Genomic DNA, 24,510 nt, shown 5'->3' with positions numbered 1-24,510 from the left:
GTTCAGGCCTTCGTGAACCGCGGCATGCCGGCCCGGCTCTCGTTGTGGGACCGGTCCAGCGCCGTCACCACGTAGGTGTACCGCTGCCCCGGCACCACCGTGGTGTCGGTGAACGACTGCAGCACGCCCCTGGTCGCCCGGACCGAACCCACCAGGTGCGCCGCGTCCGCGAGGTCGCAGCGGCCCACGAGGTCGTGCCCGTCGAGCCGGTAGACGCCGTACGAGGTCGCCCCGTTCGCGACCCACCGCACCCGCACGCCGTCCGAGGTCCGCGTCGCGTCCGCGATCAGCGGGGCGGCCGGACCGCGTGCCACCAGCCGGTCCGCGGTCGGCGCGAACGCGGGCCGGGAGTAGTGGTCGTTCTTGACGATCGTCATGTGCTGCAACCGGTTCGCGCGCACCTGCACGCCGGAGAAGAAGATGTCGCCTTCCACCTCCGGGTGGTCGCGGTTGAACGTGAGCTGCTTGCTCATCTCCTCCGGGACCTGCCAGGCCGCGGGCTGCGCCGGGTTGGCGACCTTGTGGTTGGCGTGCCCGATGTACAGGTTCACGTCCGTGCCCGCCACGATGTCCGACCACCACGGCACGAGCTTCGCGTAGTCGGCCACCGTGAAGCCGATGTTCCAGTACACCTGCGGCGTGATGTAGTCGATCCACTCCTCGCGCACCCACTTGACCGTGTCCGCGTACAGGTCGTCGTAGGTCTCCACGCCGCCCTGCGTGGGCGAGCCCGCCGGGTCGGTCGAGGCGTTGCGCCAGATCGCGAACGGGCTGATGCCGAACTGCACCCACGGCTTGACCGACCGGATCTCGGCCGACAGCTCGGAGATCAGCAGGTCGACGTTGTGCCGCCGCCAGTCCTCGAGCGAGAGCCCGCCGCCGTACTCGGCGTAGGTCGCAGAGTCGTCGAAGACCTGGTTCGCGACCGGGTACGGGTAGAAGTAGTCGTCGAAGTGGACCGCGTCGATGTCGTACCTGCGGACCGCGTCCATGATCGCGTCGATGGTGAACTTCCGGACCTCGGGGATGCCCGGGTTGTAGTACAGCTTGCCGCCGTAGGGCAGCACCCATTCCGGGTGCACGCGCGCGGGGTGCGTGGGCACGAGCGCGTTGACGTCGGTGCCCATCGACACGCGGTACGGGTTGAACCAGCCGTGGAACTCGAGGTTGCGCTTGTGCGCCTCCTCGACGGCGAAGGCGAGGGGGTCGTAGCCGGGGTCCTGGCCCTGCGTGCCGGTGAGCCAGTGCGACCACGGCTCGTACGGTGACGGCCAGAACGCGTCCGCGGTCGGCCGGACCTGCACGACGACCGCGTTGAGGCCCAGCGCGACGGCCTCGTCGTACCAGCGGATCAGCTCCGCCTTCTGCTGGTCGGCGGACAGCCCGCGCGCGGACGGCCAGTCGATGTTGGTGACGCTCGCGATCCACTCGGCCCGCAGTTGCTGCTTCGGGGCCGCGGGGTCGGGCGCGCATTCGGTGACGGGGGCAGCGGTCGCGACGGGCGCCGCGGCGGCCAGCGACAGAGCGGTGGCGGCGGCGAGGACCAGTCCGAGGAGTCGACGCATTCGTGCAGTGTGTCGCCTGCGCCACACCCCTGCCAATGGTGAGAAGGTAACGAGTCGTACTCATCGGTCGCCGGATCTTTACCGCCGGGTCCGTCCCGCTTGTCCGCTTGTCGAGGTTTGCGCAGGTCAGCGCGGGTATCATGGGATCGGCGTCACAGCTAATTCGTTTGCCTGCGGGGCTAGTCTGGGTGCATGCTTGTATCGAACAACTAATTGGGTGATGCAAGCAATGGAGGACGGGTCGTGGTCGCTGCGGGGATCGACACCGAGCCGGCCGAGCTGACCGAGACGCAGCTCGAAGCGGGCCGACGGCTCGCCGGCGCGATCTTCGGCATCGGCAAGCAGCAGGCCGCGCTCGGGCACCGGATGAGCAAGGCCGGTGTCGACCGATCGACGGTCATGCTGCTGAAGACCCTCGTGCACCAGGGTCCCAGCAGGTCGAGCGCGCTGGCGGCGGCGATCCACTCGGATCCGTCGACGGTCAGCAGGCAGATCGCCGCGATGGTGCGGGACGGTCTGGTGGAGCGAATGGCCGATCCCGAGGACGGCAGGGCGAGCGTGCTCGTCCCCACCGAGGCAGGGAAGGCACTCCTGGAAGAGCAGCGCAGGCGGCTAGGGCTCGCGCTCGCTCGCGTAGTACAGCAGTGGGCGCCCGAGGACGTGGACAGGTTCCTCGAGCTGCTCGAACGGTTCGTCGCCGACCACGAGCGCCACCTGCCCAAGATGATCAACGAATGCGTGGCGTTCGCCGCGCGTTCCGAAGGGGAGAAGTAGATGTCCGAGTCAACCTCGCGCAGTGTGCCCGAGGTGCAGGGGGAGCGGAGCGGCGCGCTGTCGCACCGCCAGATCATGACGATCCTCGCCGGGCTGCTGCTCGGCATGCTGCTGGCCGCGCTGGACATGACGATCATGGGCTCGGCGACCAAGACGATCGCCGACCAGCTGCACGGCCAGACCATCCAGGCGTGGGTGACCACCGCCTACCTGATCACGTCGACCATCTCGACGCCGCTGTACGGCAAGCTGTCGGACATCCTCGGCCGCAAGCCGATGTACCTGACGGCGATCACGCTGTTCCTGCTCGGTTCCGTGCTGTCCGCGGTCGCGAACTCCATGTACGAGCTGGCCGCGTTCCGCGCCGTCCAGGGTCTCGGCGCCGGTGGTCTGATGTCGCTGGCGCTCGCGATCCTCGCCGACATCGTGTCGCCGCGGGAACGCAGCCGGTACCAGGGCTACTTCATGGCGGTGTGGGGCACGTCCAGCGTGCTCGGCCCGGTGATCGGCGGCTTCTTCGCGGGCGCCGACTCGATCCTCGGCGTCGACGGCTGGCGCTGGGTGTTCCTGGTGAACGTGCCGGTCGGCATCGTCGCGCTGTTCGTGGTCGCCCGCGTGCTGAACGTCCCGCACAACAAGGTGAACCACCGCGTCGACTACTGGGGCGCCGCCGCGCTGGCCGTGGCGCTGGTGCCGCTGCTGATCGTGGCCGAGCAGGGCCGCGAGTGGGGCTGGAACTCCGCCGCGTCGTGGGCGATGTACGGCATCGGTGCGATCGGCCTGGTCGCGTTCGTGGTCGTCGAGCGGTGGATGGGCGACGAGGCGCTGCTGCCGCTGCGGTTGTTCCGCAGGCCGGTGTTCTCGCTGACCAACGTCATCAACTTCGTGATGGGCATCGGCATGTTCGGCATGATGATGTCGCTGCCGCTGTACCTGCAGATCGTGAAGGGCTCGACGCCGACCGAGTCGGGTCTGCAGAGCCTGCCGATGACCGCGGGCATCCTCGTGGCGTCGATGGGTTCCGGCATCCTGATCTCGAAGACCGGTCGCTACAAGCGGTACCCGATCGCCGGGCTGCTGATCGTGTCGGTGTCGATGTTCCTGTTCGCGCAGATCGGCGTGGACACGCCGCTCGTGACCACGATGCTGATCATGGGCCTGGCCGGCCTGGGTCTCGGCCTGTGCATGCAGACCCTGATCCTGGCGATCCAGAACGACGTGCCCGCCAAGGACATGGGTGTCGCGACCTCGTCGGCGACGTTCTTCCGGTCCATCGGCGGCACCGTCGGCACCGCGGTGTTCCTGTCGATCCTGTTCAGCGTCACGCTGTCGAACCTGCCGGTCTTCCCCGGCGCGAGCGGCACCGTGGACCTGAACGACACGTCGTTCCTGGCGACGCTGCCGCCCGAGCAGGCCCGCCCGATCCTGGAGGCCTTCTCGACCGGTGTGGACACCGTGTTCACGGTCGGCGGGATCGTGGTCCTCGTGGCCTTCGTGCTCATGTGGTTCCTGAAGGAGACCCCGCTGTCCGACAAGTCGGGCATCCAGCGCGTGGCGGACGACGAGGCGGCCGCGGCCGCACCGGCGATCGCGCACTGACCCGGGGAGGTGAGGGCCCCGCGCACCCAGGGGGTGCGCGGGGCCTGCCTTTTGCCGCACGGCCCGGTGCTTGTGGCGGTCCTCGTCCCTCCTGCCCGCGCAGAACCTCCGGCTGGGGCATCCCGTACCCGCGGATGACCTGCTCGACCTGCGGCGAACCAGTCCAGCACCCCGTCCCGGTCGCGCCGCGTCACCCCGGCTTTCCGCGCGCGGCCAGGCGCAGGTCCGGCCACGGCCGGGAGCCGGTCGTTCAGGTCGGACAGGAGCCGGGCGTTGAGGCGTGCGATGTGGCGTTCGCTCGATTAGCTGGCTGGTCCGGTGTTTGTGGCGGTCTGGGACGTCCGGTGTACGCGGTGGACATGCTCGACCTGCGGCAAACCAGGAACGCTGACGAGGTCATCGAGCAGGCCCAGCGGACGGCCGGGGTGCGGTTCCCGGCCGCGCTGGCCGCGTCACTGCGCAGGCACGACGGCGCGGACCCCGAGCAGGCGTTCGGCTTCCCGCCGCGCATGCACCCGATGTCCGCGGCCCGGATCGCCGACGAGGCGGTGATGATGTGCGAGGTGCTGGAGTCCGTCGGTATCGACGGCAACGTCGGGTCGTGGTGGCACGGCCGGTACCTCCCCGTCGCGACCGACCACGGCGGGGACCTGCTGTTCCTCGACGGCGACCGGCTCGGCTACCACTACGAGGCGGGCGACGTCGCGTTCACGGGCCCCGCCGACTTCACCGCACTGCTCGAGCACACCGCCGACGCGCTGCGGGGCGGCGATGACGACCGTCCCGTGGTCGTCGACGGCGAGCTCGACTGGCACTAGTGGTGCGGGTAGACCCCGCCCGCCTCGCGCAGCCGCTCGTAGGAGCGGGCGATCTCCTTCTCCGCCTCGTCGCGGCCCACCCAGGTGGCGCCCTCGACGCTCTTGCCCGGCTCCAGGTCCTTGTAGACCTCGAAGAAGTGCTGGATCTCCAGCCGGTGGTACTCGGCGAGGTGGTGGATGTCGCGCAGGTGCTCGGTGCGCGGGTCCTCGGCGGGCACGCACAGGACCTTGTCGTCGCCGCCCTTCTCGTCGGTCATGCGGAACATGCCGATGGCCCTGGCCTTGATCAGGCAGCCCGGGAACGTCGGTTCCTGGACGAGCACCAGCGCGTCGAGCGGGTCGCCGTCCTCGCCGAGGGTGTTCTCCACGAAGCCGTAGTCGGCCGGGTACTGGGTCGCCGTGAACAGGGTCCTGTCCAGGCGGATCCGGCCGGTCTCGTGATCCAGTTCGTACTTGTTGCGCACGCCTTTGGGGATTTCGATCGTGACGTCGAACTCCACTGTTTTCCTCGCTCAAATCGGCTCGTGTCGGGGTGCCATCTAGTGTGGACCACTGCTGGTTACCGATTGGGGAGGGCACGTGCCGCAGTCCGGGGATGGGGACCTCTGGCCGACGACCGACGACGACTCGCGGTCGCCGGTGCCCAAGGACGCCGAAACGCACCAGTTGCCCGTCCCTGACCAGCAGAAACAGGCTGAGGAAACGCCGTCGGACGAGGCCGGGGAAACCGACGCGGGCAAGGACGGCGAGTCGACTCCGGCCGAGGCGGAGGGTGACGAACCGCACGCGAAACCGGAGCAGCAGATCACCCGGCCGATGTCGTGGCCGATCGCGGACCTGGAAAGACAGACCGGGGCCGGCAGATCCCCGGCGTGGCCGTCCGCGGAGAGCGGCACGGAGAAGAACCAGCAGAGCACGGCGACGAGCTTCACCAAGCCGGAACGGCCCGAACCGACCGGCCAAGAAGACGCCAAAACGGCTTTCATGCACCCGGTCGCACCCCCGGGCGACGACGACCCCGAACCGGAGACGGCCGAGGACGCACCGGAGCAGCCCGCCGAGACGCGAGACGACGCCGCACCCGCCCCGGAGCAGGAGGTCGCGTCCGCGAAGGAGAAAGAGCCCGCGGCCGAGAACGAGGAGGACCCGTCCTCGGCCGATCAGGACAAGGACACCGCACCCGGTTCGCTCTTCCGCGCTGAGCCCCACAAGGAGGACCCGCCCGCCGAGAGCACGACGCGGCCCGGCACGCGCCCGGCGGCGCTGTGGCCCGGCGACGCGGACAGCGAACCCCGGCCAGAAGACGCGCCGACCAGCTTCATGCGGCCCGTCCAGCCGAAACGCGGCCCGGAGAACGCCCGCCCGCCGGCTGCGAGGCAAGAGAACGTCCCCACGAGCTTCTTGCGCCCGGACAGCAAGCCCAGCGCGTCCCGTCCCCCGAACTTCGCGCGCCCGAGCACGCCCCGGGAAGAGGCGACGAGCTTCATCCCCCGCGACGCCACCGGTGCGCCCGTGTTCTCCCGGCCCGAGAACCCTGCCGCGTTCCTGCGCCGGGACAACCCGGCGGCCGCCGCCACCCGCGGCACCGACAGCGCGACCGTCAACCTGACGCCGCCGGACCGCAAGGACGAGTGGCCACCGCCGGAGCCGCCCCGCGCCGCGCCCCAGCGCGTCGGCCCGGAACCGGAACCGGACGAGCCGGAGACGAAGAAGAAGTCCAGGAAACCGCTGCTCATCGCGGCCATCTCGCTCGTGGCCGTCGTCGCGATCGCGGCCGGGGTCGTCTTCGGTGTGCCAGGACTGTCCGACAAGCTCGGCATCACCGGCGAGGACCCCGTCGCCATCGACCCGCCGCCCGGGCCGGTCACCTACACGCCGTCGCTGCACGGTCCGGACGCCGCCGCGCCCGCGCCCACCCGGCAGGGCATCGAGCAGGCCCTGGCAGGCCCGATGTCCGATCCGGCGCTCGGCAACGTCAACGGTGTCGTCATCGACCCGGCGACCGGCGAGACGCTGTACGAGAAGAACGCCGACGGCGCGATCACGCCCGCGTCCACCGGCAAGATCCTCACCGCGGCGGCCGCGCTGCTCAGCCTCGACCCCACGGAACAGCTGGTCACGAAGGTCGTCGAGGGCGACCGGCCCGGCGAGGTGATCATCGTCGGCGGCGGCGACCCGACGATCTCCTCCCTCGAGGTGGGCAAGGAGTCGATCTACCCGGGCGCCCCGCACCTCGCCGAGCTCGTGGACCAGGTCAAGGCCAGCGGCACCCAGGTCCAGACCGTCTACATCGACCAGAGCCGCTACTCCGCGCCCGCGCTGGCCCCGAGCTGGCTGCCCGCCGACATCGGCCTCGGCTTCATCGCGCCGATCGTGCCCGCCATGCTCGACGGCGACCGGCAGACCGACCCGGCGGAGAACTACTCGCCGCGCACCACCGACCCCGGCCGCACGCTGGTCGAGGCGTTCGCCGAGCGCATCGGCGCGGCCCCGGCCGCTGACATCGAGAAGAAGGCACCGGAGAACGCGAAGGTGCTCGGTGAGATCAAGTCGGCGCCGATCACCCAGCTCGTGGACAACATGCTGAACCGCTCGGAGAACACCCTGGGCGACGTCCTCGCCCACGAGGTCGCGGTCAAGGCGGGCGAGGAACCGAACTTCGACGGCGCCAGCAAGGCCATGCTGGACGTCCTGCGCGAGAACGGGTTCACCGTCGACGGCGTGGTGCTGCGCGACGGCAGCGGCATGTCCGAGGAGAACAAGATGACCGCGCGGCTGCTCGCCGACGTCCTCGCGGTCGCGGCCGCCCCGGACGGCAAGGACCCGCGCACCGCCAAGCTGCGCCCGCTGCTCGGCGGCCTGCCCGTCGCGGGCGGCAGCGGCACCCTGGCCGACCGGTACACCGGCGCCGACGCCGTCGCGGGCAAGGGCTGGGTGCGGGCCAAGACCGGTTCGCTGACCGGGATCAACTCGCTCGCTGGCATCGTGCTCGACAAGGACAACAAGCCGCTGGTGTTCGCGTTCCTGACGAGCGGGTCGGTGGCCACGTCCGCCCGTCCCGCGCTGGACGCGGTGACCGCCGCGTTGCGGGGCTGTGGCTGTCAGTAGTGCCGTCGACACGGACGTTTCATGTCGCGTCAGGTAGCGTCGAAGGCATGAGCGCTGCGGCCGCTGACCAGCAGAACGGGACCCGGTCCCCGGTGGACTGGGGCATCGCCGTGGCCACCGCACAGAAGCTGATCAAACCCGGTCCTTCCGTGCCGATGGAGGAGGCGGAGCGGTCCGTCGCGCAGCTGCGCGGCGCCACCGACGCCGCCGAGACGCACGTCCGCGAGCTGACCGGCCTCGGGCTGGACCTGCCGCTGCACCCCGGTGACGTCGTCGACCGGCGCCGTTGGGTCGAGGCCGCCGCCGAAGGACTGGCGTCGTTGACCGAGGGCGCCCTGCCGACCGGGCAGAACCGGCCCATGGGCGGTGTTCTCGCGGGCAGCGCCGGTGTGCAGGCGGGCATGGTGCTGGCGTTCCTGGGCGGTCGCGTGCTCGGTCAGTACGACCCGTTCGGCGGTGACCCGCAGGGCGGCAGGCTGCTGCTCGTGGCGCCGAACATCATGGCCGCGCAGCGCGCGCTGGACGTGCCCGCCGAGGACTTCCAGATGTGGGTGTGCCTGCACGAGTGCACGCACCGGCTGCAGTTCACGGCCGTGCCGTGGCTGCGCGAGTACTTCTCCGGCGAGGTCGCGAAGTTCCTGTCCGGACTGGACGAGACGGCGACCGGCGCGTTCACGCGGCTGCCGGAGATCATCAAGCAGATCCGCCGCCGCGCCGACGACTCCGAGTCCACCAGCCCCGGGCCGGTCGGCCTGATGGAGATCCTGCAGACGCCCCAGCAGCGCGAGGTGTTCGACCGGCTGATCGCGTTGTCGACGCTGCTGGAGGGCCACGCCGACCACGTCATGGACGCCGTCGGGCCGTCCGTGGTGCCGAGCGTGGCGACGATCCGGGCCCGGTTCACGCAGCGGCGCCGCGGTGGCGGCGTGCTCGACCGGCTGCTGCGCTCGCTGCTCGGCGTGGACGCGAAGGTCAAGCAGTACGCGGCGGGCGCCGCGTTCACCAGGTACGTCGTGGACGAGGTCGGCATGACCGGCTTCAACCGGGTGTGGGAGTCGCCGGAGACGGTGCCGCTGCGGTCGGAGATCGCCGACCCGGCGGCGTGGGTGCGGCGCGTCCACGGGCGGTGAACCGCTTCGAGCCGGTCGCGCGCACGCGGCAGGCGGTGCGGCAGCTGCTCGACAAGGCGGGCCCGGTGCCCGACGTCGCCGTGGCGGTCTCGGGCGGCGCGGACTCGCTGGCGCTGGCCGCCGCCACGTCCCACGTGGCGTCCCGGCGTGACCTGACCGTCCACGGGTTGGTCGTCGACCACCAGCTGCAGGCCGGTTCCGCGGAGGTCGCGGCGGCCGCGGCGAAACAGTTGCACGGCCTGGGGATCGAGGACGTCCGGGTCCTGACGGTGTCGGTGACCGGCCGCGGCGGCCCGGAGGCGGCAGCGCGGTCGGCCAGGTACCGGGCGCTGCGGTCGGCGGGTTTTCCGTTGGTGCTGCTGGGACACACGCAGGACGACCAGGCCGAGACGGTCCTGCTGGGCCTGGGTCGCGGCTCCGGCCCGCGCTCGATCGCGGGCATGCGCGACCTCGACCTCCCGTGGGGACGCCCGTTTTTGTCGGTGCCCCGTGCTACCACTGTGACGGCGTGCGCGGAGCTGGGTCTGACCGTGTGGGAGGACCCCCACAACGTCGATCCGGCCTACACGAGGGTCCGGCTGAGGAGGGAGGTGCTGCCGCTGCTGGAGGACGTGCTCCAGGGTGGGGTGGCGCCCGCGCTGGCACGGACCGCGGCGCAGCTGCGTGACGACACTGAGGCCTTGGACACACTGGCGGCCCGGCTCCTGGAGTCGGCGCGCACCGATGGGGAGCTGGCGGTGCCGGTGCTGGCGGCGGAACCGGCGGCGCTGCGGCGCAGGGTGCTGCGCCGGTGGCTCCTCGACGCGGGCGTGCGCGAGCTCAGCGACGCGCACCTGCGGTCGGCGGACGCGCTGATCGGTGCGTGGCGGGGTCAGGGCGCTGTTTGGTTGCCGGGCAACTTTGCGGTGAGCCGGGCCCGTGGCAGGCTTCGGGTAACCGCGTGGGAGCCAGGAGAGGGGACCGGGTGTACGGCGACGACATCGCCTCCGTCTTGATCACCGAGCAGCAGATCCAGGACAAGATCAAAGAACTCGCGAAGCAGGTGGCCGACGACTACCCGGAGCGCGGTGACCGCTCCGACCTGCTGTTGGTCGGCGTGCTCAAGGGCGCGGTCATGTTCATGACCGACTTCGCCCGCGCGCTGCCGGTGCCGGTGCAGATGGAGTTCATGGCGGTCAGCTCCTACGGGTCGTCGACGTCGTCGTCGGGCGTGGTCCGCATCCTCAAGGACCTCGACCGCGACATCGCGAACCGGCACGTGCTGATCGTCGAGGACATCATCGACTCGGGCCTCACCCTGAGCTGGCTGCTGAAGAACCTGGCGTCCCGCAACCCGGCGTCGCTGGAGGTCTGCACCCTGCTGCGCAAACCGGACGCGGTGAAGGTCGAGGTCCCGGTGAAGTACGTGGGCTTCGAGATCCCGAACGAGTTCGTGGTCGGCTACGGCCTGGACTACGCCGAGCGGTACCGGGACCTCCCGTACATCGGCACGCTGGACCCCAAGGTCTATTCGTCGTGACGCGGTTCCTCACGCCGGTGGCCCTGGACTTCCTGTGGGAGTCCCTGGACGCCGGCGAGCTGCCGTACCCACTGGCAGCCAGGTCCCACGGCGAGACCGTAGACCAGCGGAGCTCGCTGCGGCACCGAACGTTCGAGGCACTGCGCGACCAGCGGCTGATGGACCAGCAGGGCCGCCTGTCCCCGGAGATCGAGGACTGGCTGACACTGCTGGCCCGCGGCACCCACAGCGTGGACGCCGTGTTGGAAGGAAGGACGGCCCTCGCAGCAGGCGACGGCCACCGAGCGCTGCTGGCCACCCAGACAGACGAGGGCCTGACCCTGACCAAGATCGACCCGACGTCGGTCGTGTCGTCCGTGGTGGCCCTACTGCCGCCCTGCGCCCGAGGCGCGGAAAAGTCGATCACCATCCCGGCCGCCGACCTCAACGCCATGGCCGATGGCCGGCCGGCAGGCGGCACACCGGTCGACCGCCAGGTGCTGAAGGCACTGTCCGACCAGCCCAAACTGCGCGCGGGCCAGTTGGCCGTCAACACCAGAACGCCGATGGGCACCCGCAAGCGCTCCCAAGTCGTCTCGTGGTTCGACACCCCATCGGGCCGCTACCTGACCTACAAGAGAAAAGGCCAGGACGGCACCGAGTGGGTGACCATCGCCCCAGCCGACCCGGCAACCCTGCGCCACCACCTGGGAGAACTACTGACCAAGCTCACCACCACCCGGTGAGGGTTCCGTCGCGCAACGTGACCGCCTCCGGTTAACCTCGACACATGCCAGGGGGAAGATCGGTAGTGGTGCGTGGCATGAAGGCGGCGGGCAGCGCTGTCGCCGCCGCAGTGATTCTCGCCGTCGCCGCGTGCAACAGCGCGACGGTCGGCAAGCCCACGCCAGTGCCGGGTGAGTCGCAGTCGTCGGAAGCGGTGACGCAGGAGGCGCCCGACTACTCCCTCGCGAGGTTGTGCGAGCTGCTCTCGCCCGAGGAGGCCCAGCAGTTCGGCGGCTCCGCGGAGGGCGAAGAGGGCCACGCCCTCAGCGACGGCCACGACATCTGCGAGTGGGCCGACGAAACGAGCCTGATCATCGGCTTCCAGACCGGCACCTCGACCGCGGAGGCAGACACCAGCCCGGACATCGAGAACACATCGACGACCGTCGACGGCCTGCCCGCGATGCTGGCACTGACCACGGATCCGGTGGTGATCTGCGAAATGTTGGTCGACCTGCCAAGCGGAAGGATGGTCGCCACCGGCGCGACGGTCCTGTCGGCAGGCGAGGGCAAGTACGACCCGTGCGAGGTCGCGACCGACCTGGCGAACCTGATCATTCCGAGGGTGAGAGACCGGTAGTCGACGCCGTCACGGTGAGTGCCCGTCGCAGGTAGCGGGTGGCCCTTTGTGCTGATTGCGTCCCCGTGTGTGATCCGCGTGCGTTAACCTCAACAGCGGTCAGGCGCCGCGCGGGAGGGGTGCGCGCGCCGAGCAACCAGGGGAGCGCAAGGTGTACGAGGCAATCGGCGGCGCGGTCAGCGCCTTCAGCAGCGCCGCGGCGAGCGGCCAAGTCTCCATCGAAGCAGAAGCCGCAGCCGACGCACTGGCGAAGCTCGGCAAGGTCAAGGACCAGCTTGGCGACCTGCTCCAGGCGAACCACGGCAACGTGGACGTCCAGTTGGGGAGCAACCCGGTTGGACAGGCCATGTCCAAGAAGTCGATGGGCAGGTACAACGGCGCTGACTCCTTCGTGGCCGCGCTGAAGATCCTCGCGGAACAGACTGAGAAGGCCGAGATCGCGCTGAAGCAGTGCATCGACAACTACGTGGACAACGAGGAATTCCAGGCTGCCACCTACAACAGGACTCACTAGTGCGTTCTGCGTCGAAGTTCAGCGTGGTGGCTGGCCTCGCCACGCTTCTAGTCCTGGCCGGCTGCAGCACTGCGACTGGAGGGCAACCAGCTCCCACCACGGAGAAGTCCCCATCTTCCGAGGTGCCGACGTCGGAAACCACGTCCGAGCAGGAACAGCCCGATTACTCGCTGGCGCGTCTGTGCGAACTCCTCTCGCCCGAGGAGGCACAGGCCCTCGGGGGCTCGCCCGAGGGTGAGAAGGGGAACGCAATCAACGATGGGCATGAGATCTGCACCTGGGCGGACCAGACCGGCCTGGTCGTCGGCTTCCAGGACGGGACGTCGACGGCGCAGGCACCCACCGGTCCGAGCATCACGAACACACCGACCAAGATCGACGGACTCCCGGCCGTCCAGTCTTTGAACACCGACCCTGTGGTGATCTGTCAGGTGATGGTCGACCTGCCGAGCGGGAAGATGTTCACCTCCAGTGCGCGGACGCGGTCGTCCGGCGAGGGCAAGTACGACCCATGCCAGGTGGCGAACGAACTCGCGAACCTGGTCATCCCGCGGGTGAAGGACCAGTAAGGGGGAGCCTGGAATGGCACCGAACAACCAGCAGCAGCCGCATTACGACACGCATCAGTACTCGGCTGACCAGGCACGCGACGTCCGCCGGGTGATGAACCACATGCCCGACGAGGACCGGTCGACGACGCAGGAGATCCAGCAGTCGATCAACGCGAGCCGGACCGCGGAGCTGGCGCCCGAGGTGCGGATGGGGGACGACCGCGCGATCGGGGACACCCCCAACTGGGACGGCTACAGCAGCAAGGCCCTGCACGACGCCGCCACCCTGCAGAACGACCCGACCACCGCCGACAACCTGGGCCGCGCCTTCAACGACGGGGGCAACGCCCTCGCCGAGGCGGCCAACGCCCTCTTCGAAGCCGTGAACGCGCTCGACGGTGCCTGGACCGGCGTCGCGGCCGACTCAGCGAAGTCGGCGCTGTCGCCGCTGGCGCAGGCGGCTGGGGTCGCGGGGCAGACCGCGCAGCTCATGGGTGTCCAGATGTCGCAGCAGTCGGCCGCAGCCTCGGAGGTGCGCAAGCTGCCGCCGCCGAAGGAGTTCGACAGCCAGCAGTCGCTCAACGCGATGATCGCCGGCGGGCCGGCTGCCATGCAGGCGGACATGAAGGCCCAGAAAGACGCTGCCGACGCGGTGAAGCGGGAGCAGATCTCCTACCTGAACGCCTACACGCAGTCCCTGGTCGCCGTCGACCAGCAGACGCCCTCCTTCGTGCCGCCCAAGGAGCGGATCGGCGGCGGTGGTGGTCGCGGGGGCGGCTTCTCCGGCGGCTCCGTCTCGATCCCGGGCACGAACGACCCCTCCCTGTACAGCCGCGGCGACACGACCACGGGCGCCCCGACCGGCGCGCACACGGGTGGCCTCGCGCCAGGCGCCGACGGGGGCTTCTTCGACAACGACGGCTCGACCGACCAGTCCGGCTACGCGCCGGTGCCGGGCGGCATCGGCACCGGCGCGTCCGGCTACAACCCCGCCCCCACGACGCCGTCACCGACGTCCTTCGGGCCGGGTGGTGTGCCGGGTGGCCCGTCGACGGGCGCGCCTGGCGCGGGCGCCGGTGGGTTCGGCGCCGGCTTCGGGAGCTTCGGCGGTGCGGGTGGCGCGGGTGGGGCAGGCGGCCCCGGCGCGGGCAACGCGAACGCGGCCGGGCCGAGGGGTGTGGGCCCCAGTGGCATGACGGCCGGTGGCCGCGGCGGCCCGGGTGGCGGCATGGCAGGCGCGCCGCGCGGCAAGGGCGAACGCGAGGAGGACGAGGAGCACGACCGTCCCGCGTACCTCGTCGAGGGCGACCCGGAGAGCACCTTCGGCAACGACCAGCTGACCGCGCCGGCGGTCATCGGCGGGGACGACGAGTGACGTGCGGCAGCAGGAACGGCTGATCAGCCCCATCGCACTCGACTTCCTGTGGGAGGCGCTCGACGCGGGTGAACCGCCCTACCCCCTGGAGATCGAGTCGCACGGCGCGACGATGGACGGTCGCGCCGCGCTGCGCAGGCGGATCCGGGAGGAACTGGTCGCCGGGCAGCTGCTCGACCGGTCCGGCAGGCTGGAACCGCAGCTGGAGGACTGGTTGCTGGCCCTGGCGAACCCGGAGCTGAGCGTCGACTCCGTGTTCCTGCCGGACGCGGGCGCGCCCGCGGTGTCCGCGATCGCCGCGAGCGGCCGTGGCTCCGCCGTGCTGGCGGTGCAGCAGAAGGACGGGCTGCGGCTGCGGTCGATCCCGCGCGACGGGCTGGTGTCGGCGATCGTGGGCATGCTGCCGCCCGCGCCGCGCGGCTCCGAGACCTCGATCTCGCTGCCGTCGAACGAGCTGGCGGTGGCTGGCGCGCGGAACGCGCCCGCGGGCCGGGCGAGCGACCAGGAGACCCGCAAGGCGCTGGCGCGGCTGACGGCCATGCCGAACCGGCGGGGCGGGCAGATCGCCGCGAACAGCCGCAGCGACATGCGTGGCCGCCGCCGCAGCCCGGTGCTGTCGTGGTTCGACAACGAGTCGGGCCGCTACCTGACGCAGACGAAGAACGACTGGGTGACGATCGCGCCCGCGGACGCGGCGGCGCTGCGGCACCGCATCGGCGAGATGGTGGCGTCCGTCACGGCCTGACCAGCGCTTTCATCTCGGGAACCGATTCGGCCCCAGCACCGTTGAACCTGGGTAGGCACCTCTCCCGCACTTCGCGAGGTGGGTGCCTGCCCATGGGCGGTACCCTGGTTGGACCGGAGTGCCTCGTCCGGCCAGGTATCACATGCTGTCAGGGAGGGTCGGGCCGCGCCGCGGCCGTAAGTTGATGGACCGCAAGCGCCTGCTTCGCAACCCGCTGGTGTGGATCCTGGTGGTGTTGCTGCTCTACTTCTTGATCAGCATGCTGTTCGACGACACCCGCGGCTATACCGAGGTACCCACCTCGAAAGCCGTGTCGCAGGTGACGGGCGGCAACGTCGAGAAGGCGGAGCTGGAGGACAAGGAACAGCGCCTCAAGCTGACCCTGAAGGACCCGATCGAACAGGACGGCCAGCGGGTCACGCAGATCATCACGCAGTTCCCCGCCGCCGCCACCGGTGACATCTACCGGCAGCTCGAGGACCAGGTCGACAACAAGACCGAGTTCAACACCACGGTCACGCAGGAGAACTTCCTCACCCAGATCCTGATCTTCCTGATCCCGCTGGGCCTGCTGCTCATCCTGCTGATGTGGATGATGAACAACGTGCAGGGCGGCGGCAACCGCGTCCTCAACTTCGGCAAGTCGCGCGCCAAGCAGCTGCCGAAGGACATGCCGAAGACGACGTTCGCGGACGTCGCCGGCGCGGACGAGGCCGTCGAAGAGCTGTACGAGATCAAGGACTTCCTGCAGAACCCGGGCCGCTACCAGGCGCTCGGCGCGAAGATCCCGAAGGGCGTGCTGCTGTACGGCCCGCCCGGCACCGGCAAGACGCTGCTGGCCCGCGCGGTCGCGGGTGAGGCCGGCGTCCCGTTCTACTCGATCTCCGGTTCGGACTTCGTCGAGATGTTCGTGGGTGTCGGCGCGAGCCGCGTCCGCGACCTGTTCGAGCAGGCCAAGCAGAACGCGCCCTGCATCATCTTCGTCGACGAGATCGACGCGGTCGGCCGCCAGCGCGGCGCCGGCCTCGGCGGTGGCCACGACGAGCGCGAGCAGACGCTGAACCAGCTGCTCGTCGAGATGGACGGCTTCGACGCGCGCGGCGGCATCATCCTGATCGCCGCCACCAACCGCCCGGACATCCTGGACCCGGCGCTGCTGCGCCCGGGCCGCTTCGACCGGCAGATCCCGGTGTCCGCGCCGGACCTGATGGGCCGCAAGAAGATCCTCGAGGTCCACTCCAAGGGCAAGCCGCTGGACGCGGACGTCGACCTGGAGAGCCTGGCCAAGCGCACCGTCGGCATGTCCGGCGCCGACCTGGCCAACGTGATCAACGAGGCCGCGCTGCTCACCGCGCGCACGAACGGCACCACGATCAACGGCGCCGCGCTCGAGGAGTCGGTCGACCGCGTGATCGGCGGCCCGGCGCGCAAGAGCCGGATCATCTCCGAGAAGGAGAAGAAGATCACGGCCTACCACGAGGGCGGGCACGCGCTCGCCGCGTGGGCCATGCCGGACCTGGAACCGGTGTACAAGCTGACGATCCTGCCGCGCGGCAGGACCGGCGGGCACGCGCTCGTCGTCCCCGAGGACGACAAGCAGCTCATGACCCGCTCGGAGATGATCGCGCGCCTGGTGTTCGCGCTCGGCGGACGCTCGGCCGAGGAGCTGGTGTTCCACGAGCCCACCACGGGCGCGTCGTCGGACATCGAGCAGGCCACCAAGATCGCGAAGGCGATGGTGACCGAGTACGGCATGTCCGCCCGGCTCGGGGCGGTCAAGTACGGCAAGGACGAGGGCGACCCGTTCCTCGGCCGGTCGATGGGCCACGCGCCGGACTACTCGCTCGAGGTCGCGCACGAGATCGACGAGGAGGTGCGCAAGCTCATCGAGGCCGCGCACACCGAGGCGTGGGACGTGCTCAACACCTACCGCGACATCCTCGACAACCTCGTGATGGAGCTGCTCGAGAAGGAGACGCTGCAGCGCAAGGACCTGGAGCGGATCTTCTCCGGCGTCGAGAAGCGGCCGAGGATCACGGCGTTCAACGAGTTCGGCGGCCGCACGCCGTCGGACAAGCCGCCGATCAAGACCCCGGGCGAGCTGGCGAAGGAACGTGGCGAGCCGTGGCCGCCGGTCAAGGAGGAGGCGCCGACCCCGGTGCGCACCGCCCCCGGTGGCGCGGAGCTGCCCGGTGGTCCGCCGCGGCCGAACCCGGAGCCCCCGGGTGGCAACGGCGCGGGCCCCAACGGCCTGCCCCAGCCCGGTCCGCGGCCCGGTGGTTACGGCCAGCCGTACCCGCCGCCCGGCAGCTCGGGCCCGCCGAACTACGGCGCCCCGCCCGGGTGGACGCCCGCGACCCAGCCTCCCGGCAACAACCAGCCGTGGCGCCCGTCGTGGGATCAGCCACAGCCCGGCCCGTCCGACCAGGACCGACCCGACGGCTCGGACCGGCGTGACGGTCCCGAATGGGATAGTGGTCGCTGAGACGCGGTCCTAGATGGACCCGAACGGCGACCGGAGGCGAGTTGTGACCTCTAACGGGTCCCGCAGGGGCCCGCTGTACACCGGCGGGTCGGTGTTCGACCAGGAGCGTGCCGAGAAGGCGGTCCGGGAACTGCTGATCGCGTGCGGCGAGGACCCGGACCGCGAAGGTCTGCAGGACACCCCTGCCCGCGTGGCCAGGGCTTACCTGGAGATGTTCGGGGGCCTGTACACCGACCCCGACGAGGTGCTCGACAAGACGTTCGACGAGTGCCACGACGAGTTGGTGCTGGTCACCGACATCCCGATGTACTCGACGTGCGAGCACCACCTGGTGCCGTTCCACGGCGTGGCGCACGTCGGGTACATCCCGAACGAGCAGGGCAAGGTCACCGGCCTGTCCAAGCTGGCGCGGCTGGTCGACCTGTACGCGAAGCGGCCGCAGGTGCAGGAGCGCCTCACGTCGCAGATCGCCGACGCCATCGAGAAGAAGCTCGAACCGCGCGGCGCGATCGTCGTGATCGAGGCCGAGCACCTGTGCATGGCGATGCGCGGCATCCGCAAACCGGGCGCCCGCACCACGACGTCGGCGGTGCGGGGGATGTTCCGGTCGTCGTCGACGTCCCGGTCCGAGGCGCTCGCCCTGATCAACGGGCGCAGCCGGTGATCACCGCGCTGCCCGACCCCGGCCGCTGCGCGGTGGTGGGCGTCCTGAACGTCACCCCGGACTCGTTCTCCGACGGCGGCCGCTACCTGAACGTCGACGACGCGCTCGCGCACGGCGTCGAGATGTGGTCCGACGGCGCCGACCTGGTCGACGTGGGCGGCGAGTCGACCCGTCCCGGCGCGGACCGCGTCGACCCGGACGTGGAGATCGCCCGGGTCCGGCCGGTGATCCGCGACCTGGCGGCGGCGGGCGTCGCGGTGTCGGTGGACACGACCCGCGCCCGCGTGGCGGCGGCGGCGATCGAGGCGGGCGCGGCCATCGTGAACGACGTGTCCGGCGGCCTGGCCGACCCGGACATGGCACGTGTGGTCGCCGACGCCGGCGTGCCGTGGATCCTGATGCACTGGCGCGGCTACTCGAAGGACATGTACGCCCTCGCCACGTACGACGACGTGGTCACCGACGTGCGGGACGAGCTGTCGGCACGGGTGGACGCGGCGGTGGCGGCGGGGGTGTCGACGGACGCGCTGGTGCTGGACCCGGGCCTGGGGTTCGCGAAGAAGGGCGACCACAACTGGGCGTTGCTGCGCCGCCTGGACGTGCTGCTGGCGCTGGGCTTCCCGGTGCTGGTGGGTGCGTCCCGCAAACGTTTCCTCGGCACACTGCTGGCGGACAAGGAAGGCAACCCCCGGCCTCCCGACGGCCGCGAGGACGCGACCGCGGCGATCTCGGCGCTGGTGGCGAAGGCGGGGGCGTGGGGTGTGCGGGTGCACGACGTCCGGCGGTCGCTGGACGCGGTGAAGGTGGTGGAGGCGCTTGGCTGACCGGATCACGCTGACCGGCCTGCGGGTACGCGGCCACCACGGCGTCTTCGAGCACGAGAAACGGGACGGCCAGGACTTCCTGGTCGACGTGACGGTGTGGCTGGAGCTCGCCGAGGCGGCCGCCACCGACGACCTGAAGCACACCCTGGACTACGGCGCACTGGCGTCCCGCGTGGCCGCCGTCGTCGGCGGCGAACCCCGCGACCTGATCGAAACGGTCGCCACGGAGATCGCCGAGGACGTCATGCGCTGGGACGACCGCCTGCACGCGGTGGAGGTCACCATCCACAAGCCGGACGCCCCGATCCCGCTGACGTTCGCCGACGTGGCGGTCACGGTCCGCCGGTCGCGAAAGCGCATGGGATGACCCGGGCGGTCCTGTCGCTGGGCTCGAACATGGGCGACCGCCTGGCGTACCTGCGCATGGCGGTCGACGGTTTCGCGGACGTGCTGGAGAAGGCGTCGCCGGTGTACGAGACGGCGCCGTGGGGCGTGCCGGACCAGCCGGACTTCCTGAACGCGGTGCTGGTGGTGTCGTCCCCGGACGTCGACGAGTGGGGCTGGCTGCGCAGGGGCCAGGCCCTGGAGGCGGCGGCGGGCCGGGTCCGCGACCGGCGGTGGGGCCCACGCACGCTGGACGTGGACGTGGTGACGGTGGACGGGATCACGAGCGACCACCCCGACCTGCTTCTGCCACACCCGGGCACCCCGTCCCGAGCGACGGTGCTGATCCCGTGGCTGGCGGTGGACCCGACAGCAGAACTCCCAGGCCACGGCCGGGTAACCGACCTGCTGGCAGCACTACCGGACGCCGACCGAGCAGCAGTCCACGAACGCACAGACCTGACCCTCACCTGACCCCACCCCCCCGCGAGTCCCGCTCTCAAACACCGCGAGTCACGCTCTCAAACACCGCGAGTCGCGCTCTCACGCACACCGAGTTGCCGGTTTCGTGCACATCAGCCGGGCCGGCTTCTGCACGAAACCGACCACTCGCCATGTTCGAGAGCGCGACTCGCGGTGTTCTGGGGCGTGACTCGCCGGGGTCAGCTGTTCGCGCGCAGGGCCGCGGCCAGCCACTCCGCGTTCGGGACCTGGGCGGGCCACTGCGGCCAGCCGTTGATGGTCGCCATCAGTTGCCAGTAGCGCTCCGCTCGGGCGTCGGTGCCCTGTTCGATGCGGGTCGCCGCCTCCTCGCGGGACGTGCCGAACGCCGCGGCGATCTCGGCGGCCAGTTCCTGCGCGGTCGCGGACGTCGGTTCCTCGCCCGCCTCCCGTGCCGCCGCGGCGCGGGACGTCCACGACAGCCACTGCTCCTTCGCCTCGGCCGTCGGTTCGCCCACCTGCTCGCCCGCCTCGCGGGCGGCGACGGAGGCCTCGCTCATCGCGCGGATGCTGGCCCGGAAGTCCTTGTCCTGCACCAGTTCCGCCAGCTCGAGCCACGCCTCCAGCTGCTCCGGGCTCGGGTCGTCCGGCAGCACCGGCTTCGCCGAGCGCATGCCCGTGTCGAAGTCCGGGTGCATGTCCAGGCCCGCCGTCACCTCGTCCCAGAACTCGTCGATCAGCGCCGCGCGCTCCTCGTCGGTCATGGTCGCCAGGTTCTTCATCAGTTTCACCTCGTCCAGTTCGGCGTCGGTTCTCGCGATCGCGCGCAGCACGGCCCGCCGCAGGCGCAGTACGCGGATCTGCTCGTCGAGCAGTTCCACGTGCCTGCGGGCCAGGTCGGCCACCGACGACCGCCCGGCGAGCGCCGCCGACGCGTCCGGCAGGCCGAGCCCCAGCTCACGCAACGTGCGCAGCAGCTCGAGCCGTGCCAGCGACTCGCCGTCGTAGAGCCGGTAGCCCGCGTGCGTGCGCTCCGCGGGCGGCAGCAGCCCCTCGTCCGAGTAGAAGCGGATCGTCCGCGTGGTCAGGCCGGTACGCCTGGCCAGCTCGCCGATCGTCAAGAACCCCATGTCCGCCATGCTGAACCTTCCAGTTACTGGAGAGTCAATCCTCGCCGGTACCGTGGCGTCATGCACTTCACCCGGGCCCGCGATCTGGCCGCAGCCGGGCTCGTGACCGCGGTGCTGGTCCACCTGCTGGTGCGTGTCCTCTATGGACAGCTGCCCGCGATGCCGACCTTCGCCGGGGTCACGCTGCTCGTGCTGGCCGTCGTCGAGGTGGTGCTCGCGTTCTCGCTCCGCAGCCGCATCCGCAACCCGGGCGAGGGCAAGCCACTGCAGCCGCTGACCGCCGCGCGTGCCGTCGCGCTCGCCAAGGCATCGTCCATGCTCGGCGCGATCATGCTCGGGGCGTGGCTCGGGCTGGGTGTCTACGTGCTCCCGAGGCGCGCGGAGATCACGGCCGCGGCCGCCGATTTCCGCAGCACGGTCGTCGGTGTGATCTGTTCCGCACTCTTGATCGCGGCCGCGTTGTGGCTCGAATGGTGCTGCCGCACACCGCGTGACCAGGACAATCAGCCGCCCGAGCGGCATACCGGCTCGGCCGGCTGACATCCTTTGCGAATCGTAATGGTCTCGTCCTTATAACGGACCGGTACGGTGTGTCCCATGAACGCCCGCCGAGACTCCGCCGACGAGCCTGAGCGCGGCTTGTCCGGCGGGCGTGTCCTCATGGCAGGCGCCGTGCTGTTCGCTCTCGCGGCCACCGGCCTCCTCGTGCTCACCGACGAGGAACGGTGGCTGCGCCTCGGCATCGTCGCCGCGTTGTGGGCGGCGCTCGGCGGTGCGTTCCTCGCCGCGAAGTACCGCAAGCAGGTGACCGACCAGCGGGAGGCGGCCGCGGAGCGGCAGCGGATCTACGAGCTGGAGCTCGAACGCGAGGTCGCCGCCCGCCGCGAGTACGAGCTGGAGGTCGCGGCCGAGGCGAAACGGCAGGCCGAGGAGGAAGCCCGCGACGACATCGCGGTGCTGCGCGACGAGCTGCAGAAGATGCGGCAGACCCTGGAAAGCCTGCTGGGCGGCGAGTTCCTCGTCGAGCGGTACGCGCTGCGCGCCGAGTCGACCCGCATGCGTTCCATCGGCGACGACCGGTCGATCGCGGTGAACGGCGACGTGAAGCGCCTGCCCGCGGCCCGCTCGCCGCAGGCGGAGATCGTCGTCCCGCCGGTCGTGCGCGAGGCCGAGACCGAGCTGATCGAGCGGATCCGCGAGGTCCACCAGAAGCCGCGCCGCGAGCCGCAGCCGCCGCGTCCCGCGCCGAAGGTCCCGGACTCCCGGCCCCCGTCGGTGCCGCGCGCCCCGGAACGCCAGGCACGCACCGATCGGCCGACACCCGAACCGGTGAAGCCGGCGAAGCCGCCCGCGAAACGCGCGGAGCCGGTCAAGCCCGCCGCCGCGCGGCAGCCGGAGGCGCCGACGCGGTTCGTCGAGCACCCGGCGGAGGTGTCCGACCGCTGGTTCGTGCCGGAAGGTCTCACCGAGGCCGGCCAGACGCCGGCGCCCGCGCAACGCCGCCAGGAACCGCAGCGCCGCACGGAGCAGCCGCGCAGGCCGGAGCCGCAGCGCCCGGCCGACCCGCCGCCGCAGCGCAGGCCCGCCGCCGCGGGCTGGGACGGCAGCGAGCCGGAGTGGGGCCCGTCGTGGGAGGCGCGGCGGGAGGAAGCCGCGGCCAACGGCGTGCCGTTCGGCACCAAGGCCGAGCAGGCCTCGTGGCTGGCGCAGTACAACCAGCCGCAGCCGGATCCGGCGCACGCGAGCCGCGCGTACGCGCCGCCGGTCCAGCCGCAACCGGAGGCCGCGCCGAGCACGGGCAACGACGAGGTGCCTGCCGGTCGTCGGCACCGGCCGGAACCGACCGAGGAGCCGGGCGGTGGGCGCAGGCGCCGCGCCGAGGGGCAGCCGTCGTGGCAGGAGAGCATGGGGCGACCGGAGGAGCCGGGCGGTTCGCACTCGGCAGGCCGGTCGGTGAGCGAGCTGCTCGCCAACCACGGCCTCGACTCGAGCCCCCGCCGCAGGCGCCGCCGCGAGGACTGACCGCCGGGTGGACCACGCGCACTTCGGGAACTGGCGGTCAGCCGGCGTGGCCACCGCGAGACCGAACGCGCGGAGCCGCCACACGTTGGACCGCAGCCCTGGGTGACCGCGCTGACCTGCGCAGAAGCCCGCGATTTCACGCGGCCAGCGCATCGAGCAACACCGCTGATCGCCGCGCACGCCCGGATGCGAAACCCCACCCGATCCCGGGGGCCACCCGCCTTGCCAGTCTACCAGTGGGGGGTGACAAAACCGGGGGTGGCGGGGTTGGTTGTGGATAACCGGGTGGGTTGTGGACAACTGGGGGTTGTCGCGTCACCCGGGCAAAGCGGGCAGGCTTTAGGGTGACCCCGTGCACGCAGCCCGGCCGCCGCATCGGCATACACCGCGTCGGCAGACCGTCCTGTTGCCCGTGGCCGGGTTGGTCGTCCTCGCGGGTTGTGGTCTGACCCTGCTCGCCATGTCGACGGCACGCGTCGGTCTGCTGGCCGAGCTGGTCGGGATCGTCGCCGCGCTGGTGCCCGTCGGGTCGATCGTGGCCGCGCTGCTCTGGATCGACCGCTGGGAGCCGGAACCGGCCCGCATGCTGTGGCTCGCGTTCGGGTGGGGTGCGAGCGTCGCCGCGATCACGGCCCTGCTCGTCAACAACACGGCCGCCGCGGTCGGGGACGCCCTGCTCGGGCACGGCGGTGGCGACAAGGTCAGCGCGATCATCTCCGCGCCGCTGTTCGAGGAGGCCCTCAAGGGCGTCTTCGTCCTCGGGATCATGTACTTCCTGCGCGACGAGTTCGACGGCGTGATCGACGGCGTCGTCTACGCGGGCTTCGTCGCGGCCGGGTTCGCGTTCACCGAGAACATCTACTACTTCGGCCGCGCGTTCGCCGACCACGGGTTCGGCGACCCGGGCACGGGCGGCGTGGTCACCGCGTTCATCCTGCGCGGCGTCCTGTCCCCGTTCACGCACCCGCTGTTCACGGCCATGATCGGCATCGGGATCGGGGTCGCGGCACGGACCTCGAGCCGCTGGCTGCGGGTCGTGGCGCCGCTCGCGGGCTACCTCGTCGCCGTCCTGCTGCACGCGCTCTGGAACGCGGCCGCGACGCTCGGCACGCCGCAGACCTTCCTGAACGTCTACTTCCTGGTCATGGTGCCGATCTTCATCTCCGGCGTGTTCCTGGTCAGCTGGCACCGCCGCCGCGAGCAGCGCATCGTCGCCCGCGCGCTGCCCGCGATGGTCGATCGCGGCTGGGTCGACCCCGGCAACGTGAAGCGGCTCGTCACGCTCACCGCCCGCCGCAACTGGCGGGTCCGCGCCGGGCGCAAGCAGGGCCGGGGCGCGTCCCGGGCGGTGGCCGCCTACCAGGCCGCCGTGACCGAGCTGGCGTTCCTGTGGCACGCCGTCCACCTCGGACTCGCGGGCCACGACGCGCATGAGCGTGAGGCACGTCTCGTCACGGTCCTGCACGCCGCCAAGGCCGACCTGCCCGCCAGAACACCGTCGCGGTGAAGTTACGCTT

General features: G+C 70.9%; 24 protein-coding genes. 21 read left to right on the top strand and 3 right to left on the bottom strand.

The window, feature by feature from the left end:
• Positions 1 to 2 precede the first annotated feature (2 nt).
• Positions 3 to 1,565 carry a glycoside hydrolase family 10 protein gene (locus tag ACYQ77_RS34445; RefSeq protein ID WP_459719038.1) on the bottom strand — a complete coding sequence of 521 codons (1,563 nt, stop codon included), beginning with the start codon at positions 1,563 to 1,565 and terminating at the stop codon, positions 3 to 5.
• 243 nt (positions 1,566 to 1,808) lie between these two features.
• Here ACYQ77_RS34445 and ACYQ77_RS34440 point away from each other — a divergent pair, with 243 nt between their 5' ends.
• The 3 genes from ACYQ77_RS34440 (at position 1,809) to ACYQ77_RS34430 (ending at position 4,756) form a co-directional block, all read left to right on the top strand.
• Positions 1,809 to 2,339: a MarR family winged helix-turn-helix transcriptional regulator gene (locus ACYQ77_RS34440; RefSeq protein WP_459719035.1), complete on the top strand. Its 531-nt coding sequence runs from the start codon at positions 1,809 to 1,811 to the stop codon at positions 2,337 to 2,339.
• A complete protein-coding gene (locus ACYQ77_RS34435) occupies positions 2,340 to 3,938 on the top strand; it encodes an MDR family MFS transporter (protein WP_459719032.1) in 1,599 nt (532 codons plus the stop codon).
• A gap of 344 nt (positions 3,939 to 4,282) precedes the next feature.
• On the top strand, positions 4,283 to 4,756 hold the full coding sequence (locus tag ACYQ77_RS34430) for an SMI1/KNR4 family protein (protein ID WP_459719029.1): 474 nt from the start codon (positions 4,283 to 4,285) through the stop codon (positions 4,754 to 4,756).
• Here ACYQ77_RS34430 and ACYQ77_RS34425 read toward each other — a convergent pair.
• A complete protein-coding gene (locus ACYQ77_RS34425; protein ID WP_459719027.1) occupies positions 4,753 to 5,256 on the bottom strand; it encodes an inorganic diphosphatase in 504 nt (167 codons plus the stop codon). The genes ACYQ77_RS34430 and ACYQ77_RS34425 overlap by 4 nt on opposite strands.
• Before the next feature lie 79 nt (positions 5,257 to 5,335).
• Between ACYQ77_RS34425 and dacB the strand changes: the two genes are divergently transcribed.
• The 15 genes from dacB to folK all read left to right on the top strand — a co-directional run bounded on the left by dacB (position 5,336) and on the right by folK (position 19,874).
• Positions 5,336 to 7,864: a D-alanyl-D-alanine carboxypeptidase/D-alanyl-D-alanine endopeptidase gene (gene dacB / locus ACYQ77_RS34420; RefSeq protein WP_459719025.1), complete on the top strand. Its 2,529-nt coding sequence runs from the start codon at positions 5,336 to 5,338 to the stop codon at positions 7,862 to 7,864.
• A 47-nt stretch (positions 7,865 to 7,911) separates the two neighbouring features.
• Complete coding sequence (locus tag ACYQ77_RS34415) at positions 7,912 to 8,994, top strand: zinc-dependent metalloprotease (RefSeq protein ID WP_459719022.1); 1,083 nt, start codon at positions 7,912 to 7,914, stop codon at positions 8,992 to 8,994.
• Positions 8,991 to 9,989 (top strand): tRNA lysidine(34) synthetase TilS, encoded by a 999-nt coding sequence (gene tilS / locus ACYQ77_RS34410; RefSeq protein ID WP_459719019.1) that lies wholly within the window; start codon positions 8,991 to 8,993, stop codon positions 9,987 to 9,989. The genes ACYQ77_RS34415 and tilS overlap by 4 nt, the downstream gene beginning before the upstream one ends.
• Positions 9,959 to 10,513 (top strand): hypoxanthine phosphoribosyltransferase, encoded by a 555-nt coding sequence (gene hpt / locus ACYQ77_RS34405; RefSeq protein WP_459719016.1) that lies wholly within the window; start codon positions 9,959 to 9,961, stop codon positions 10,511 to 10,513. The genes tilS and hpt overlap by 31 nt, the downstream gene beginning before the upstream one ends.
• Positions 10,510 to 11,238 carry an ESX secretion-associated protein EspG gene (locus ACYQ77_RS34400; RefSeq protein WP_459719014.1) on the top strand — a complete coding sequence of 243 codons (729 nt, stop codon included), beginning with the start codon at positions 10,510 to 10,512 and terminating at the stop codon, positions 11,236 to 11,238. Before hpt ends, ACYQ77_RS34400 begins: the two co-directional genes overlap by 4 nt.
• Positions 11,239 to 11,315: 77 nt before the next feature.
• Positions 11,316 to 11,858 (top strand): DUF3558 domain-containing protein, encoded by a 543-nt coding sequence (locus ACYQ77_RS34395; RefSeq protein ID WP_459719011.1) that lies wholly within the window; start codon positions 11,316 to 11,318, stop codon positions 11,856 to 11,858.
• A gap of 151 nt (positions 11,859 to 12,009) precedes the next feature.
• The gene (locus tag ACYQ77_RS34390) at positions 12,010 to 12,372 is read left to right on the top strand and encodes a hypothetical protein (protein ID WP_459719009.1); all 363 of its coding nucleotides are present in this window, start codon (positions 12,010 to 12,012) and stop codon (positions 12,370 to 12,372) included.
• Positions 12,309 to 12,941 carry a DUF3558 domain-containing protein gene (locus ACYQ77_RS34385; RefSeq protein WP_459719006.1) on the top strand — a complete coding sequence of 211 codons (633 nt, stop codon included), beginning with the start codon at positions 12,309 to 12,311 and terminating at the stop codon, positions 12,939 to 12,941. Before ACYQ77_RS34390 ends, ACYQ77_RS34385 begins: the two co-directional genes overlap by 64 nt.
• A gap of 13 nt (positions 12,942 to 12,954) precedes the next feature.
• A complete protein-coding gene (locus tag ACYQ77_RS34380; RefSeq protein ID WP_459719003.1) occupies positions 12,955 to 14,298 on the top strand; it encodes a hypothetical protein in 1,344 nt (447 codons plus the stop codon).
• Position 14,299: 1 nt separating this feature from the next.
• Positions 14,300 to 15,043, top strand: coding sequence for an ESX secretion-associated protein EspG (locus ACYQ77_RS34375; protein ID WP_459719000.1), 744 nt, complete (start codon positions 14,300 to 14,302; stop codon positions 15,041 to 15,043).
• A gap of 184 nt (positions 15,044 to 15,227) precedes the next feature.
• Positions 15,228 to 17,528 carry an ATP-dependent zinc metalloprotease FtsH gene (gene ftsH, locus ACYQ77_RS34370; protein WP_459718998.1) on the top strand — a complete coding sequence of 767 codons (2,301 nt, stop codon included), beginning with the start codon at positions 15,228 to 15,230 and terminating at the stop codon, positions 17,526 to 17,528.
• A gap of 43 nt (positions 17,529 to 17,571) precedes the next feature.
• Entirely contained in the window at positions 17,572 to 18,192 is a 621-nt protein-coding gene (gene folE / locus ACYQ77_RS34365; RefSeq protein WP_459718995.1) for a GTP cyclohydrolase I FolE, read from the top strand.
• Positions 18,192 to 19,016, top strand: coding sequence for a dihydropteroate synthase (folP, locus tag ACYQ77_RS34360; RefSeq protein WP_459719416.1), 825 nt, complete (start codon positions 18,192 to 18,194; stop codon positions 19,014 to 19,016). Before folE ends, folP begins: the two co-directional genes overlap by 1 nt.
• A complete protein-coding gene (gene folB, locus ACYQ77_RS34355) occupies positions 19,009 to 19,383 on the top strand; it encodes a dihydroneopterin aldolase (protein WP_459718993.1) in 375 nt (124 codons plus the stop codon). The genes folP and folB overlap by 8 nt, the downstream gene beginning before the upstream one ends.
• Positions 19,380 to 19,874, top strand: a complete 495-nt coding sequence (folK, locus tag ACYQ77_RS34350) for a 2-amino-4-hydroxy-6-hydroxymethyldihydropteridine diphosphokinase (protein WP_459718991.1) — start codon at positions 19,380 to 19,382, stop codon at positions 19,872 to 19,874. Before folB ends, folK begins: the two co-directional genes overlap by 4 nt.
• A gap of 188 nt (positions 19,875 to 20,062) precedes the next feature.
• Here folK and ACYQ77_RS34345 read toward each other — a convergent pair whose 3' ends face one another.
• Positions 20,063 to 20,980: a MerR family transcriptional regulator gene (locus ACYQ77_RS34345; RefSeq protein WP_459718989.1), complete on the bottom strand. Its 918-nt coding sequence runs from the start codon at positions 20,978 to 20,980 to the stop codon at positions 20,063 to 20,065.
• 51 nt (positions 20,981 to 21,031) lie between these two features.
• Between ACYQ77_RS34345 and ACYQ77_RS34340 the strand changes: the two genes are divergently transcribed.
• The 3 genes from ACYQ77_RS34340 (at position 21,032) to ACYQ77_RS34330 (ending at position 24,500) form a co-directional block, all read left to right on the top strand.
• Positions 21,032 to 21,511, top strand: coding sequence for a DUF3180 domain-containing protein (locus ACYQ77_RS34340; RefSeq protein WP_459718987.1), 480 nt, complete (start codon positions 21,032 to 21,034; stop codon positions 21,509 to 21,511).
• 57 nt (positions 21,512 to 21,568) lie between these two features.
• Positions 21,569 to 22,993 carry a DUF6779 domain-containing protein gene (locus ACYQ77_RS34335; RefSeq protein WP_459718984.1) on the top strand — a complete coding sequence of 475 codons (1,425 nt, stop codon included), beginning with the start codon at positions 21,569 to 21,571 and terminating at the stop codon, positions 22,991 to 22,993.
• A 460-nt stretch (positions 22,994 to 23,453) separates the two neighbouring features.
• Positions 23,454 to 24,500: a PrsW family intramembrane metalloprotease gene (locus ACYQ77_RS34330; RefSeq protein ID WP_459718981.1), complete on the top strand. Its 1,047-nt coding sequence runs from the start codon at positions 23,454 to 23,456 to the stop codon at positions 24,498 to 24,500.
• Positions 24,501 to 24,510: the final 10 nt, after the last annotated feature.

It is taken from the genome of Actinophytocola sp. KF-1 (assembly GCF_054661535.1).
The sequence above is the reverse complement of the archived record's forward strand: the minus strand, read 5'-3'. Positions and strand labels throughout refer to the sequence as shown.

Bases quoted from the DNA above. Each gene is read 5' to 3' on its own strand.
- ACYQ77_RS34380 (WP_459719003.1), top strand. From the start codon at position 12,955: ATGGCACCGAACAACCAGCAGCAGCCGCATTACGACACGCATCAGTAC.
- ACYQ77_RS34330 (WP_459718981.1), top strand. From the start codon at position 23,454: ATGTCGACGGCACGCGTCGGTCTGCTGGCCGAGCTGGTCGGGATCGTC.
- ACYQ77_RS34415 (WP_459719022.1), top strand. From the start codon at position 7,912: ATGAGCGCTGCGGCCGCTGACCAGCAGAACGGGACCCGGTCCCCGGTG.
- ACYQ77_RS34445 (WP_459719038.1), bottom strand. From the start codon at position 1,565: ATGCGTCGACTCCTCGGACTGGTCCTCGCCGCCGCCACCGCTCTGTCG.
- ACYQ77_RS34340 (WP_459718987.1), top strand. From the start codon at position 21,032: ATGCACTTCACCCGGGCCCGCGATCTGGCCGCAGCCGGGCTCGTGACC.
- ACYQ77_RS34435 (WP_459719032.1), top strand. From the start codon at position 2,340: ATGTCCGAGTCAACCTCGCGCAGTGTGCCCGAGGTGCAGGGGGAGCGG.
- ACYQ77_RS34395 (WP_459719011.1), top strand. From the start codon at position 11,316: ATGAAGGCGGCGGGCAGCGCTGTCGCCGCCGCAGTGATTCTCGCCGTC.
- folK (WP_459718991.1), top strand. From the start codon at position 19,380: ATGACCCGGGCGGTCCTGTCGCTGGGCTCGAACATGGGCGACCGCCTG.
- ACYQ77_RS34335 (WP_459718984.1), top strand. From the start codon at position 21,569: ATGAACGCCCGCCGAGACTCCGCCGACGAGCCTGAGCGCGGCTTGTCC.
- ftsH (WP_459718998.1), top strand. From the start codon at position 15,228: ATGGACCGCAAGCGCCTGCTTCGCAACCCGCTGGTGTGGATCCTGGTG.
- ACYQ77_RS34345 (WP_459718989.1), bottom strand. From the start codon at position 20,980: ATGGCGGACATGGGGTTCTTGACGATCGGCGAGCTGGCCAGGCGTACC.